The 14,538-nt window shown below is 71.9% G+C and carries 11 protein-coding genes and 1 tRNA gene; 7 read left to right on the plus strand and 5 right to left on the minus strand.

Features of this window, described 5'->3' with window-relative positions; genetic code table 11:
* Position 1: 1 nt before the first annotated feature.
* Complete coding sequence (locus tag B0675_RS06510; protein ID WP_081217791.1) at positions 2–976, plus strand: YafY family protein; 975 nt, start codon at positions 2–4, stop codon at positions 974–976.
* Positions 977–1,019: 43 nt separating this feature from the next.
* Here B0675_RS06510 and B0675_RS06515 read toward each other — a convergent pair whose 3' ends face one another.
* Both B0675_RS06515 and B0675_RS06520 read right to left on the minus strand, forming a co-directional pair.
* Positions 1,020–1,685 carry a TetR family transcriptional regulator gene (locus tag B0675_RS06515; RefSeq protein ID WP_081221628.1) on the minus strand — a complete coding sequence of 222 codons (666 nt, stop codon included), beginning with the start codon at positions 1,683–1,685 and terminating at the stop codon, positions 1,020–1,022.
* Positions 1,686–2,323: 638 nt separating this feature from the next.
* Entirely contained in the window at positions 2,324–3,322 is a 999-nt protein-coding gene (locus B0675_RS06520; protein ID WP_081217792.1) for a sigma-70 family RNA polymerase sigma factor, read from the minus strand.
* 168 nt (positions 3,323–3,490) lie between these two features.
* On the opposite strand from B0675_RS06520, the gene B0675_RS06525 reads away from it, so the two are divergent.
* Positions 3,491–4,015 (plus strand): GNAT family N-acetyltransferase, encoded by a 525-nt coding sequence (locus B0675_RS06525; RefSeq protein WP_081217793.1) that lies wholly within the window; start codon positions 3,491–3,493, stop codon positions 4,013–4,015.
* Between the two features lie 118 nt (positions 4,016–4,133).
* Here the strand turns inward: B0675_RS06525 and B0675_RS06530 are convergent, their stop codons facing one another.
* On the minus strand, positions 4,134–4,940 hold the full coding sequence (locus B0675_RS06530; protein WP_081217794.1) for a class III extradiol ring-cleavage dioxygenase: 807 nt from the start codon (positions 4,938–4,940) through the stop codon (positions 4,134–4,136).
* Positions 4,941–5,081: 141 nt separating this feature from the next.
* On the opposite strand from B0675_RS06530, the gene B0675_RS06535 reads away from it, so the two are divergent.
* Positions 5,082–5,591, plus strand: a complete 510-nt coding sequence (locus B0675_RS06535) for a MarR family transcriptional regulator (RefSeq protein ID WP_081217795.1) — start codon at positions 5,082–5,084, stop codon at positions 5,589–5,591.
* Positions 5,592–5,739: 148 nt separating this feature from the next.
* Here B0675_RS06535 and B0675_RS06540 read toward each other — a convergent pair whose 3' ends face one another.
* Both B0675_RS06540 and B0675_RS06545 read right to left on the minus strand, forming a co-directional pair.
* On the minus strand, positions 5,740–7,284 hold the full coding sequence (locus B0675_RS06540) for an MFS transporter (RefSeq protein ID WP_081217796.1): 1,545 nt from the start codon (positions 7,282–7,284) through the stop codon (positions 5,740–5,742).
* Between the two features lie 285 nt (positions 7,285–7,569).
* On the minus strand, positions 7,570–8,217 hold the full coding sequence (locus B0675_RS06545; RefSeq protein WP_081217797.1) for a TetR/AcrR family transcriptional regulator: 648 nt from the start codon (positions 8,215–8,217) through the stop codon (positions 7,570–7,572).
* A gap of 544 nt (positions 8,218–8,761) precedes the next feature.
* On the opposite strand from B0675_RS06545, the gene B0675_RS06550 reads away from it, so the two are divergent.
* The 4 genes from B0675_RS06550 (at position 8,762) to B0675_RS06570 (ending at position 14,019) form a co-directional block, all read left to right on the plus strand.
* Positions 8,762–10,036 carry a M6 family metalloprotease domain-containing protein gene (locus tag B0675_RS06550; protein WP_081217798.1) on the plus strand — a complete coding sequence of 425 codons (1,275 nt, stop codon included), beginning with the start codon at positions 8,762–8,764 and terminating at the stop codon, positions 10,034–10,036.
* 601 nt (positions 10,037–10,637) lie between these two features.
* Complete coding sequence (locus tag B0675_RS06560) at positions 10,638–12,455, plus strand: IclR family transcriptional regulator C-terminal domain-containing protein (RefSeq protein WP_081217800.1); 1,818 nt, start codon at positions 10,638–10,640, stop codon at positions 12,453–12,455.
* Between the two features lie 150 nt (positions 12,456–12,605).
* The gene (locus tag B0675_RS41740) at positions 12,606–13,598 is read left to right on the plus strand and encodes a TetR/AcrR family transcriptional regulator (protein ID WP_081217801.1); all 993 of its coding nucleotides are present in this window, start codon (positions 12,606–12,608) and stop codon (positions 13,596–13,598) included.
* Positions 13,599–13,946: 348 nt separating this feature from the next.
* Positions 13,947–14,019: transfer RNA gene (locus B0675_RS06570), tRNA-Arg, on the plus strand.
* The last annotated feature ends 519 nt before the right edge of the window (positions 14,020–14,538 follow it).

Below are 14,538 nucleotides of genomic sequence, written 5' to 3' on the forward strand. Positions count from 1 at the left end.
CATGACGACGGACACCCCGGCGCGACTCCTCCAGCTCCTCTCCCTCCTCCAGACACCCCGTGAATGGCCCGGCGGCGAGTTGTCCGAGCGGCTCGGGGTGTCCCGGCGCACGGTCCGCCGTGACATCGACCGGCTGCGCGAGCTGGGTTATCCGGTGCAGGCGAGCAAGGGCGCCGACGGGGGATACCGCCTGGTCGCGGGCAAGGCGATGCCACCGCTCGTCCTGGACGACGAGGAGGCGGTGGCGATCGCGGTGGGTCTGCGGGCCGGCGCCGGTCACGCGGTCGAGGGCGTGGACGAGGCGTCCGTCCGGGCGCTCGCCAAGCTGGAGCAGGTCCTGCCGTCCCGGCTGCGGCACCGCGTGTCCACGCTCCAGGCCGCGACGACACCACTGACCAGTGGTGACGGTGCCAGCATCGCGCCGGAGACGCTCACCGTGATGGCGTCGAGCGTGGCGGGCCGGGAGCGGCTGCGGTTCGCCTACCGCTCGGGGGACGGAACGCCGTCGCGGCGGCTGACCGAGCCGTACCGGCTGGTGTCCACCGGCCGCCGCTGGTACCTCGTGGCGTACGACCTCGACCGCGAGGACTGGCGGACGTTCCGCGTCGACCGGGTCACCGAACCCGTCGCGACCGGCGCCCGGTTCACACCGCGCGAGCTGCCGACCGGGAGCGCCGCCGAGTACCTGCGCCAGTCGGTCTACGGCCGCCAGGAGACGTACGCCTTCGACGTCACCTTCGCCGCACCGGCCGACTTCGTCACGGCGCGTCTGCCCGCCTGGCTCGGCGCCCCGGAACCGATCGACGAGCACAGCTGCCGGCTCCGCGCCTCCTCCGGCGACTCCGTGGAGTGGCTGGCGGTGCGGATAGCGATGGTCGACTGCGAGTTCACGGTGCACGAGCCCGGAGAACTGGTGCACTACGTAAGGGACTTGGGCGCCCGTCTGCGTCGCGCGGCGGGCGGCGCCGGGGACTGACGCCCTGGCCGTCGGCCGTGGAGGCGGCTGTCCCGACCGCTCCTCATCCCGTGCGCATGCTCCACGGGAAGGCGTCCAGCGCTTCGAGGTTGCGCAGGGCGAGGGCGACCGGGCCGGCCGGCCCGTCGGAGGTGGCGTTGCCCGCCGCCCAGGCCTCGACGGCCACGCGGACGGCGGCGCTGGCCACGGCGGCCGTGAACCGCAGACCGGCGTCCGGGTCGGCGGCCGGCGGAATCCCGGGCGCACCGGAACCCCCGGCTTCCAGCGGGCGGAGCCCCTCTCCAGGAGCCCCGGCGCCGGTGCCCTCCCCCGCCGTCCTCGCCGCCAGTACCGACGCGAGCGTCCGCTCCGCCGTCTGGCACGCCTCGCCCCAGACCCGCAGCAGGGCCGGGTTCGCCTCGGCCAGCCTCAGCAGGGAGCGGACCCAGTCGAGGGACTCGTACCGGACGCCGACGCCGGGGGTCAGCGTGGCGACGACCGCGTGCCGGAGCGCCTCGGGAACGGGCAGGCCGGCCGGTGCGTCGCGGACCGCCTCGGCCCAGCGCTGGGCTCCGGCGGCGAAGAGCGGGCCGAGTGACTCCTCCTTGGCCGCGAAGTAGCGGTAGAAGGTGCGGGGTGCGATTCCGGCCGCGCGGGCGATGTCCTCCGCGCGGGTGGCCCGCAGTCCGTTGCGCATGAAAAGACCCGCGGCGGCCCGGGCGATCTCCATACGGGTGGCCGCCTTGCGCCGCTCGACGAGCGAGGGGCCGTCCACGGCCGCACGCCCGGCGGGGTCGGAGGCGGTGCCGGAGCCCGCTCGGCCGGTCGGGGTGCGTGCCCCACGTTCACTACCGCTCACGAACGGCAGGCTATGCCGCTGTGGCAGAATCTGCCATCCGGGTCACCCCGGGGTTCAGGTCCGGGGTGGCCCGTCCCCTCCTGCCCGCAATCCGATCAGGCACCGGATCAGGCACCCGCCGTTCCGGGCTCGAAGCCTCGCTCGCCGGGACCGCCGCCACGGGACATGGAGCCGGGCCCCGGCGCCAGGGGGGGGAAGGCGCCGGAGCCCGGCTCTGGAAGAGTCCCGGCGCGGGGGGGGGGTGTGCGTCGGGACTCGGTTCTCGGGGGCGTGTCACGTCCGCCCGGACGGAGCCCTGAACCCTGGACCCAGAAGTCTTGTTCCCTGAGCCCAGCAGCTTGAAGCGGTCTTACATGGCCATGTCTGGTCGACTTGTGGCCAACGTGGCACGCGTGCCCCTGCGCGGACCGGGCGAGCGGGGTCTCGTACCCCGTGCGCGAGTGAACCCGTACGGCGCACTCACGTCGCTCGCCCGCTCGTCACGGACACGTCCCGCACCCTCGCACGGGTCACGCCGCCGCGTCGAATCCCGTGTCCCGCGCGAGCTTCTTCAGTTCGAGCAGGGCGTGCTTCTCGATCTGGCGGATGCGCTCGCGGGTCAGCCCGTGTTCCTTGCCGACCTCGGTCAGCGTGCGCTCCCGGCCGTCCTCGATGCCGTACCGCATCTTGATGATGGAGGCCGTGCGCTGGTCGAGGCGGCCGATCAGGTCGTCCAGTTCCTCGCTGCGCAGCAGGGTCAGGACGGACTGCTCGGGGGACACGGCGGAGGTGTCCTCCAGGAGGTCACCGAACTGGGTGTCGCCGTCGTCGTCCACCGCCATGTTGAGCGAGACCGGGTCGCGGGCCCAGTCCAGGACGTCGCCCACGCGCTCCGGCGTCGAGTCGAGCTCCTTGGCGATCTCCGCGTGCTCGGGCTCACGGCCGTTCTCACGGTTGAACTCGCGCTGGACGCGGCGGATCCGGCCCAGCTCCTCGACCAGGTGGACGGGGAGACGGATCGTGCGCGACTGGTCGGCTATGGAACGGGTGATGGCCTGCCGGATCCACCAGGTGGCGTAGGTGGAGAACTTGAAGCCCTTGCGGTAGTCGAACTTCTCGACCGCGCGCACCAGGCCGGCGTTCCCCTCCTGGATCAGGTCGAGCAGGGGGAGGCCGCTGCGCGGGTAGCGGCGCGCCACGGCCACGACCAGGCGGAGGTTCGAGCGGATGAAGACGTCCTTCGCGCGCTCGCTGTCGGCGACGAGCGCCTCCAGCTCCTCGCGCGAGGCGTCCGCCTTGGCCTCCGCCTCGCCGTCGAGGATCTGCTGCGCGAACACACCCGCCTCGATGACCTGGGACAGCTCGACTTCCTTGGCGGCGTCGAGCAGCGGTGTACGCGCGATCTCGTCGAGGTACATGCCGACCAGGTCGCGATCGGCGATCTCGCCGCCAACGGCGCGAACACTGCGTGCCGCGTCGGTGGTCTCGCCGGTGGCGGACTGACGACGGGCGACGGCACGGGTTGCCATGCGTGCTCCCTTGCGATGGTGGGCTTGCGGGTGGTCCTGGACTTCCGTTCACCATTCCGGGTGCCCGGCATCCGAAGGAAACAACGACTGGAATCAGGACAGAATTCCCAAGGCGCCCCTTGATTTTTCTGATCATGCAGTACCCTGTCGCACCACACGGGAGGGCTGATGCCGTCGGAACCTACAGAGGTGCAGGTCAGGCCGGGAGTCGCCGCCGACCTCGACGCCCTCACCGGCCTCTACAACCACTACGTGCGCGAGACGCCCGTCACGTTCGACACGGTCGCCTTCACGCCGGAGGAGCGCCGGCCGTGGTTGCTCTCCCACCCTGAAGACGGACGGCACCGCCTGATGGTTGCCACGGACACCGGTTCACCGGCGATCCTGGGGTACGCCACGTCCAGCGCCTTCCGGGTGAAGCCGGCGTACGAGACCTCGGTCGAGGTCACCGTGTACGTCGCGCCCGACGCCGGGGGGCGCGGTGTCGGCACGCTCCTGTACGCGTCCCTGTTCGCCGCGCTCGCGAGCGAGGACGTGCACCGGGCCTACGCCGGGATCGTGCCGCCCAACGAGGCGTCCGTGCGGCTGCACGAACGCTTCGGGTTCCATCACGTGGGCACCTATCGCGAGGTCGGCCGCAAGTTCGGCCGCTACTGGGACGTCGCCTGGTACGAGAAGGACCTCACGCCGTAACACCCGGCCGGGCCCGACACCTGGCCCGGCCCGGCACCTGGCCCAGGCGACACCGGGCCGGGACCGAGCACGGCCCCGGCCGTCCCGACGGCCGGGGCACTCCCTCCATCGCGCACGCTCAGCCGAACTGCACCGACCGCTTCGCCATTCCCAGCCAGAAGCCGTCGATCACCGACCGCTGCCCGTCCAGCTCGCCGGCCGCGTCGGCAGCGCCCATGGTCACGAAGAGCGGGGCGAAGTGCTCGGTGCGCGGGTGGGCGAGCCGGCCCGCCGGGGACTTGCGCTCGAAGTCGAGCAGCGCGTCCACGTCACCGGCCTCCAGGGCCCGGTGCCCCCAGTCGTCGAACTCGCTCGACCAGGTGGGCACTCCCCCGCCGGTGTGCCGCAGCGCCGCGAGGTTGTGGGTGAAGAAGCCGGATCCGACGATCAGCACGCCCTCGTCGCGCAGCGGCGCGAGCCTGCGTCCGATCTCGAAGAGCCGGACCGAGTCGAGCGTCGGCAGGGACACCTGAAGCACCGGTATGTCGGCCTCCGGGAACATCTCGACCAGCGGGACGTACGCGCCGTGGTCGAGCCCCCGGTCCGGGATGTCCTGCACCGGCGTGCCCGGCGCGCGGAGCAGTTTCCGTACGGACTCGGCGAGCCGCGGGGCGCCGGGAGCCGCGTAGGTCACCTGGTAGTAGTGCTCGGGGAAGCCCCAGAAGTCGTAGACGAGCGGGACCGTCTCGGTCGCGCCGAGGGCGAGCGGGGCCTCCTCCCAATGGGCGGAGACCATGAGGATCGCCTGGGGGCGGGGCAGGTCCGCGGACCAGGCGGCGAGCTGGCCGGGCCAGACCGGGTCGTCGGCGAGCGGCGGGGCGCCGTGGCTCAGGTAGAGGGCGGGCATGCGCTCCGGCGCGGGGCGCTCCTCGGCGGCGGCGGACATGGCGGCTCCCTCCAGCGGGTTCGCGTTCGATCGTACGGCGCGATGTTTGATATTTGAAGCAGTTGCTTAAAGTCTCAAGTTCTTCGACGAGGCTACGCCCGGTTTGTTTAATTTTCAAGAAGGGGTCGTACAGTGGAGTACATGAACACGGCATCCGCTCCCGCTGAAGAGCCGCGCTGGCTGACCGACGAGGAACAGCGCATCTGGCGCGCGTACATGCACGCCACGACCCTCCTCGAGGACCATCTGGACCGCCAGCTCCAGCGCGACGCGGGCATGCCGCACATCTACTACGGCCTGCTCGTCCAGCTCGCCGAGGCCCCGCGCCGCCGGCTGCGGATGACCGAGCTGGCCATGAACGCGAAGATCACCCGGTCCCGCCTCTCGCACGCGGTCGCCCGTCTGGAGAAGAGCGGCTGGGTGCGGCGCGAGGACTGCCCCTCCGACAAGCGGGGCCAGTTCGCGGTGCTGACCGACGAGGGCTACGAGGTGCTGCGGCGTACCGCGCCGGGCCATGTGGCCGCCGTGCGCCAGGCGCTGTTCGACCGGCTCGGCCCGGACCAGCAGAAGGCCTTCGGCGAGGCCATGCGGATCATCGCCGAGGGGCTCCAGCCGAAGGACGCGGGCGCGGACCTGCCCTGGCTCCGTTAGCGGACCGGTCCGGGACGCGGGACTGCCCCGGCTCCCTGTGCTGGGAGCCGGGGCAGTCCCCGGAGTCGTACGGACGAGGCGTCCCCACCCCGCGTCCGTACGCGAAGTACCCGATGTACCCGGAGTGAGCCGATGCGGGCCGCTGCCGTCAGTGGGCGATGACGGGAACCTTCAGCTCGTCCTCCGCGCCCTCGCCCGCGCCGGAGACCAGATTGGCGTCCGGACGTCCGGTGTTGATGAGGGTGAAGGCGATGCCCGCGGCGAGCACGAGGATGCCGACGGCGAGCCAGATCGCGATGCTGTAGCCGTGCACCGCACCCTGCGCCTGCACGAGCTTCTGCTGCGCGGGGGACGTGGCACCGGCGATGTGGTCCGTGATGTACGCGGTCGTCGCCGAGGCGGCGAACGTGTTCAGCAGGGCCGTACCGATCGCGCCGCCGACCTGCTGCGAGGTGTTGACCATCGCGGAGGCGACACCGGCGTCACGCGGCTCGATGCCGTACGTGGCGAGCGACATGGCCGGCATGAACGCCGTACCCATGCCGAGGCCGAGGAGCAGCAGGCCCGGCAGCACCACGGTGGAGTACGAGGAGCCGATCTCCAGCTGCGTCAGGAGCAGCATGCCGAGCGCGGCGACCAGGAAGCCGGGGCCCATGAGCAGACGCGGGGCGACCCGGGTCATCAGACGGGCACCGATCTGGGTGGAGCCCGTGATCATGCCCGCGACCATCGGCAGGAAGGCGAAGCCGGTGGAGATGGGCGAGAAGCCCTTCACGATCTGCAGGTAGTAGGTCAGGAAGAGGAACGTGCCGAACATCGCGATGATCGCGAGACCCAGGGAGAGGTAGACGCCACCGCGGTTGCGCTCGGTGAGGACGCGCAGCGGCAGCAGCGGGGCCTTGACCTTGGACTCGGTGTAGACGAACGCGGCCAGCAGCAGGGCGGCGGCCACGAACAGGCCGAGGGTCACGGAGTCGCTCCAGCCGTCGGACTCGGCGCGGGTGAAGCCGTAGACCAGGGAGACCAGTCCGAGGGTGGACAGGACGACGCCCGGGATGTCGAGCGGCGAACGGTTGCGGCCGCCCTTGGGCTCACGGATGACGAAGTACGCGCCCGCGGCCGCGACGATCGCGAAGGGGATGTTGACGAAGAAGGTCCAGCGCCAGTTCATGTACTCGGTGAGGACACCGCCGAGGATGAAGCCGACGGCGCCGCCGCCACCGGCGATCGCACCGTAGATGCCGAACGCCTTGGCGCGTTCCTTGGCGTCGGTGAACATGACCGCGAGGAGCGAGAGGGCGGCGGGCGCGAGCAGCGCGCCGAAGACACCCTGCAGGGCGCGGGCGCCGAACATCATCGCGCCGCTCTGGGACGCGCCGCCGAGGGCGGAGGCCAGGGCGAAGCCGACGAGGCCGACGACGAAGGCGCGCTTGCGGCCCCAGAGGTCGGCGATCCGGCCGCCGAAGAGCAGGAGACCGCCGAAGGCGAGGGCGTAGGCCGTGACGACCCACTGCCGGTTGCCGTCGGTGATACCGAGGTCCTGCTGGGCGGACGGCAGCGCGATGTTCACGATCGTCGCGTCGAGCACCACCATCAGCTGGGCGAGCGCGATGAAGACGAGCGCTTTCCAGCGATTGCTGTGCGCGTCGGACTCCTGGTCCGGGACTGCTCTGGTCGTTGCTGTTTCAGACATGGGGATACCCACTCCGGGACTTCGTAGCGAAAAAATCCAGTGAAAACCGGCGGGACCGGCAAGACGGGACGGCTCGTCGACGGTGACGGCCGGATGCGCGGGACGGCCCGTCACGCGGGCCGGTGCCCGGTGCCGAGTGCCTGGCGCCCTTCGCGCGTGATGAGGACGCGGTGGGCGCGGGCGTCGCGCGGTCGGTTGTGTGGTCGAGGGCGGTGTCAGGTTCGAGTTCGGGTCACGAGGGCCGAGGGCGGGTACGGGCGCGGGTCGCGCGCCGGGTCCCTGCGGTCAGCAGCCTCGTCGCAGTTCCTCCACGGTGGCGGCCACTCCGGGCAGTTCGGAGCGGGCCGGAGCCCGCATACCGTCCAGGAACAGCTGCAGATGACGGTGCACGAATCGGTCGATGCCCTGGCACGCGGTGCCCGGCAGCGGCCTGGTGAGCTGACTGACGGCGATCATGAGATCGCCCAGCTCGACGTCGGGTCGCAGCTGTCCGGCCGCGCGGGCGCGGGCCATCAGCCGCTCGATCAGGTCGGTGATCCGGTCGCGCGCGGCGACCAGGTCGGGGTGGTGCTGGTCGAAGCCCTCGGCGAGCATCGGGCACAGGGCGCCGATCCGCTCGTCGGCGGCGAAGTGCACGAAGCCGCTCAGCGACTCGAAGGCGTCGCCGCCCCGGGCCAGCGCTTCCTCGACCCACTCCGAGGTGCGGTCCATCACCGAGCAGACGACCTCACGGGCGAGGGCGTCACGGTCGGGGAAGTTGCGGTACACCGTGGCGTTGCCGACGCCGGCCCGGCGGGCGATCTCGTCGAAGGGCACCTCGGCCCCGAACTCGACGAACATCTCCCGGGCGGCCGCGACGATCCGCTCCCGGTTGCGCAGAGCATCGGCGCGGGGCCTGGACACTTTGCGCTGCACGGGGGATGCGGTCTGCACGGTGTACTCCTCGAAGCTTCTCGGTGTCGGATCGCGATCCGGGGATTCGGTCCCCGTTTCGCTCGGACGTAGAGCTAAACGGGGAAACGATCCCCGGTTATTTCCGTCGGAGCGAAGAAGATGATGTGACCTGGGTCACATCGAGGAACGCGTCGCCCACGGCTCCGGAGACCGGGCCCTCCCGGCCCGCTTCCGGGGCCTCCCTGGCCCGCTTCCGGCCCTACCCGGCGCGCTTCCGGCCTTCCACGCCCGCTTCCGGGGCCGTCGAGCGCCGGGGCCTTCCGGCCCCGGGGTCTTCGGGCACCAGGGGCTGGGGCGCCAGGGACCTTCGGGCGTCAGGACAGCAGGAGGCGACCAGGCGAAAGCGGGGCTCCAGCCCTGCCGGGAAGCACCCCATCGGCCCAGTCCCCGCCCCTTTCGAAGCCCGCCCGAGGGATGAACCCGATCGGGCTCATCCAGCGCGCGCCCGGCGCGTCGCCCACTCAGGGTGATCGAAAGGGCGCAGTCGGACACCGGCGACTGCCGCGGAGCGAAGGGCCCCCGTATGCAGCCGTCCAGCCGCCGGATACGCCCGCGCCGTCTGGCCGCCCTCGCCACCGTGACCGTGCTGACCCTGGCCGTCAGCACCTCGGCGGTCAGCGGGCACCTGACGGCGGGCTCGGCGACGGCGGGCTCCGTGCCGCTGGCCCGATCCACGGCACTGGGACCCTGCATGATCAACGGTCCGGCGGGCATCCAGATGGGCGAAGGCATCCCGACGGCACCCGGCTACGCCCGCTCCACCGGTACGGTCCGCGCGCTGACGCTGATGGTCGACTTCTCCGACGCACCCGGCAAGGGCAGCGCGCTCGACCGGTACGGCGAGTTCTTCCCCAAGACGCAGGAGTGGTTCCGCACCGGCTCCTACGGCCGCCTCGACTACCGCCCCGAAGCCCCCATCCGGCACTGGCTGCGGATGCCCAAGGCGTTCAAGGACTACGGCATAGAACGCGGCGCGCCCTTCGACCCCGGGTACCGCGAACTGGTCCAGGACATCGTGGCCGCGGCCGACCCCGAGGTCGACTTCCGCTCGTACGACATCCTGAACGTGCTGGTCACCCCCAACGCCGGACCCTCCGCCCTGGACACCGTGCTGTCCGTGACGTTCGCCGGCAACACCGAGGCGCCGGTCGCGGACGGCGTCCCGGTCTCCAACGCGTCCTTCGTCTACAGCCGCCAGGACGACGGCTCCGGTTCCTACGCCGACACCGGCTACCGCGTCCTGCCGCACGAGAACGGCCACACCTTCGGCCTGCCCGACCTCTATACGCAGGCCGGCGGCGGGGCCGTCGGGCACTGGGACATCATGAGCGAGGACTGGGGGGCCGACAACGACCTCCTGGGCTGGCACAAGTGGAAGCTCGGCTGGCTCGACGACTCCCAGATCCGCTGCGCGGCGGCGCCCGGGACCACCGAGTACGAGCTGACCCCGCTGGAGCGGCGCGGCGGCGCCAAGCTCGTCATCGTCCCGCTCGGCCCCAAGAGCGGCTACGTCCTCGAACTGCGCACCCGCGCCGGGAACGACTCCGCCGTCTGCAGCCCCGGCATCCTCGTCTACAAGGTCGACACGGACGTGGACACCGGGAACGGGCCGGTCACGGTGACCGACGCGCACCGCGACAGCGGCGGCTGCACCCGCTCCCCCAATGTGCACGCCGAGCTCTCCGACGCGCCCTTCTCCCCCGGTGAGACGTTCAAGGACACGAAGGCCGGACTCACCGTCCGGGTCGCGGACGCGGACACCGAGGGGAAGTATCGGGTGTACGTGACGCGCCGCTGACGTCACCGCCGACGGCCGGACGAGCCGCCGCGGGCCCATCGGGACGGGTGCGCGCGACAGACCCGCGGCCGGGGCCGGGAACGGCCGGCCTGCCCCGCCGGCCTGGCACGCACTACCGTGGCTCGTCTGAGATCCGCCACACGGTGACTCTTCCGAGAGCCGCAACGGAGAGCCCATGTCATCGAACGCCACCCCGTCGAACACCACACCGCCTCGTGCGACACCGCCGCGTGCGACACCGCCTTGTACGACGCCGCCGGACGCCTCACTGGGGGTTCCCGTCCCGGGGAGCACCCCCGTTCCGGTGATCCCCTCGGCGGGCGGACCCGGCGGCCCGGCGCAGGTCTCCGCGGACACCCCGGCGAAGGTCCGAGGGGCGGCTGGGCCCTCCCGGGAGGCACGTGCTTCCGGGGCGGCCGGTGTCTTCGGGGAGGCGGGGGTCGCCGGGGGTGGCGGTGGCTCCGGGGAGGCCGGCGTTCCCGGAGAAGCCGGTGGCTTTGGAGAGGCAGGTGTTTCCGGGGGTGGCCATGATCTCGGGGAGGCAGTTGTTTCCGGAGGGGCCGGTGGCCCTGGAGAAGCCGGTGATCCTCGGGAAGACGGTGTGCCCGGGGAGGCGGTCACGCCGCTGATCCGGGGGATCGCGGTGCTGCGGCGGCTGACCTCGGCGGACGGGTCGTCCAGCCTGAGCGCCCTGGAACGCTCCACGGGCCTCGCCCGGTCCACCGTCGACCGGATCACCGCGACGCTCGCCCGCATGGGATACGTGCGCCTCGACGGCCGCGACGCGGTCCTGACCCCCCGGCTGATGGAACTCGGCAACGCCTACCTCGCCGCCCTCCGGGTCCCCCGTCTGCTGGGCGCGCACGCCGACGCGCTCGCCGACGAGCTGGACGAGTCGGTGTCCCTCGCCGTCGGGGACCGCGACGGCATCCGCTTCATCCACCAGGCGACACGGCGCCGAGCGATGTCCCTCAGCTTCCGCATCGGCGACCTGCTCCCCGCCGAACGCACCGCTCCGGGACCGCTGTTCGCGTCCGAGTGGAACGAGGAGGAGTGGACGCACTGGCGCCGGCGCCGGGCGACCGACCCGGAGGACCGCGGCTTCCCCGCCGTACCGGCCCGCAGCAGGCCGTACGTCGAGGAGAACACCGGGCCCTACGCGGAGGGGGCGGGGAGGGCGTACCCGGGAGGAGCGGGGACGGCGTTCCCGGAGGGGGCACGGAGGCCGGACCGGGGCGACGGTGGGACGCCCCACGCCGAGAAGGGCACCTCGGGCACACTCCCGGCGAACCGGCTCCCCGCGGTGGGAGACGACTTCGAGGAACGGGCGGCCGAGGCGGGCCGGCTGGGCTGGGCCTCGGACGACCAGCTGATCGAACCGGGACTGGTCGCCGTCTCGATGCCTGTGCGCGACGGGGGCCGGATCGCCTGCGTGGTGAACGTGGTGAGCCACACCAGCCGGCACAGCGCGGCCGATCTGCGCGAGACCCTGCTGCCCCGCCTGCGGACCGCGGTGGCCGCCATGGAACGGGAGTTGACGACGGAACACCCGACCCCGCTCCCCGACCGCGCGGGGCACACCGCCCCGGGCCGGCCGGCACCCTCGGGTCTCGCCGACTGGACCAGCGCCTCCAAGCACGAACTGGGGCGGGAGTTCGTCGAGTCGCTGGCCCGCGGCCTGACCGTGATCACCGCGTTCGGCGAGGGCCGCACCGAACTCACCCTCACCGCGGTGGCCCAGGCGACGGGACTCGCCCGCGCGACCGCCCGCCGCGCCCTGATCACGCTGGAACACCTCGGATACGTCACCGCGCACGACCGCTTCTTCCGGCTCACGCCGCGCGTGCTGGGCCTCGGCTACCCGCCGCTCTCCCGGACCACGCTCCCCGAGATCGCGGCACCCCACCTGAGCGAACTCTCGGAACGGCTGCACGACTCGGTGTCCCTGGCGGTGCTGGCCGGTGACGAGATCCAGTACACCGGCCGGGTCTCGACCAGTCGCGTCATGAGCGTGAACATCACCGTCGGCACCCGCCTGCCCGCGTACGCCACCGCGCTGGGCCGCGTGATTCTGGCCGATCTTCCGGAGGGACAGGCTCCGCTGCCAACGGAGTTGGACCCACTGACCCCGCGGACCATCACGGACCCGGAGCGCCTCAGAGCGGAACTCGACCGCGTACGGCAGGCCGGATACGCGCTGGTGGAAGGCGAGTTGGAGCAGGGGCTGCGGTCCATCGCCGTTCCGGTGCGGGACCGCGACGGGCGGGTCGTGGCCGCGGTGAACGTCGCGATGCACAGCACCCGCCGTACGGCGGAGTCGTGCGTCCGCGATGTCCTGCCCGACCTGCACGCGACGGCGACACGCGTCGAGCAGGACCTGCGCATCGCGGGATCCTTCCGGCGGGTACCGCTGAACTAGCGGGCCCTCGCGGCCCGGTGGCGTGAAGATGATCGGTGAGGGACCGCCTCGTTGACAGATCCAAAAGGGAATTCCTAGCGTCGTCCGCGGCAGACGGAAGCGGCTGAACGACAGGAGCCCGGGTGATCGCGTCGTGGTGAGGCAGCAGCCGTGGTGAGGCAGGAGAGGTCCGAACGAACCCGGCGCAACCTCGTCGGGGCGGCGTCGACGGTGTTCGACCAGTCCGGCTACGAGCGCGCCACCCTGTCGGCGATCAGCGAACGCGCGCAGGTCACCAAGGGCGCCCTGTCCTTCCACTTCGCCGCCAAGGCCGACCTGGCGCGGGCGGTCCAGGCGGACGCCTGCGCGGTGTCGGGGGCGGCGCTCGCGGAGATCGCGCGCCGCGAGACCCCGGCCTTCGAGATCGCCACCGCGATGACCCACGCCGTCGTACGACTCGTGGAGAGCGACGCCCTGGTCCGCGCGGGCGCCCGCCTCACCCAGGAGATCCGCACCCCGGACGACCCGGCGCTGCACGTCCACCTCAACTGGCTGGGCGCGCTGCACGGGGCGCTGCGCCGGGCGAAGGCCGACGGCTCGCTGCTCAGCAACGTCGACGTCCCTGCGGCGGCGTCCCTGCTCCTCTCCTTGATCACGGGCACGACAACGCTCCCGCACCTCACCGGCCGCGGCACGAGCCCCACGTACTGGGGCCACCGACCACCCCGCGAGCCGGACGACCGCCGGCCCGAGCGGGAGGCCCATCGACCCGAGCCGGGAAACCGCCGGCCCGAGTGGGGGAACCTACGGCCCGAGCCGGACGACCCCCGACCGGGGTCGGGGAACCTCCGCCCCGAGTCGGACGACCACCGACCGGGGTCGGGGAGCCTTCGGCCCGAGTCGGGGGGCCGCTTACCCGAGTCCGGCGACCGTCGGCCCGTGCCCGGGGACCGTCGGCCTGTGCTCGGGGACCGCCTACCCGAGTCGGGGGACCGGCCGTACGAGCGGGGGGAACGTCGGCCCGAGAGCGGGGATCTGCCGTACGAGTGGGGAGAAGGGGCTCGCGGAGCGGGAGACCGGCCGCGTGAGACGGGAGACCAATGGCTGACCCGCACGCTCCACTTGATCCGCCCGGCCCTCTCCCACCTCCGGCCCACCCTCTGATCGCCGGGCCGTCTCACACCCCCGAGCCACCCTCTGATCCGCGGGCCCTCTCACATCCTCCGGCCCACCCCTTAATCCGCCGGGCCCTCTCGCACCCCCGGGCCACCCCCTGCTCCGCAGGCCCCTCTCACACCCCGGGCCACGCCCTGATCCGCCGGTCCTCTCGCACCCCCGGCCCCCTTGGTCCGAACGGCCGCCCACCGATCCGGACCGCCGCGGGCTCAGCACCTGCCCGCGTCCGCCCGCTCCAGACGGGGGTCCACCTCCGCCGACCTGCGCAAAGGGGAACCTTCCCAGCCCCCAGCCCACATCCGCTAGGCTAGCCACCGGATCGCACACGATCCGCACGCCTTCGTAGCTCAGGGGATAGAGCACCGCTCTCCTAAAGCGGGTGTCGCAGGTTCGAATCCTGCCGGGGGCACCGACAGAAGGGCCGGTCCAGGAGGGGTTTCCTCCTGGACCGGCCCTTTGCCGTTTCCTGTGCCGCGCCGCTCAGGTTCCAACTCCGCCCGAGTGGAGCTCGCGCCGTGCCCGGACTTAGGCACGGCGGGGGTAAGCACGTGAAGCGAGACGGTCACGCCGGCCGAGAGGAAGCGGGAAGACTCGGCCGGCCACAGAGCAAGCCGCCAAAGTCACCAACTCGCCGAGGGTGCTCTACAGACGAGCTCACGTCACCGCCCGTGCAACCGGCACCCCGTCGCGACCTCGCGGCTCCTTTCCTGCTCGTCCGGTGGATTGAGCAAGGAACCCTCTGAGATTGCTCAAATATGTTGATCATTCTTTCAAGATCGATATTGTTTGTCCCGCTCCACCGAAACATGAAGCTTTGCACATGGGGGAACGTCAATTGAAGATCAAGAATTCGGCTCATGCCGCGCTGCTGACCACAGCGCTCATAGCCGGAACTGCGGCACCGGCCTTCGCCGGCGTCCTTCGCCCA

The sequence above is a fragment of the Streptomyces sp. M41(2017) genome (assembly GCF_002078175.1).
Classification (GTDB): Bacteria; Actinomycetota; Actinomycetes; order Streptomycetales; family Streptomycetaceae; genus Streptomyces.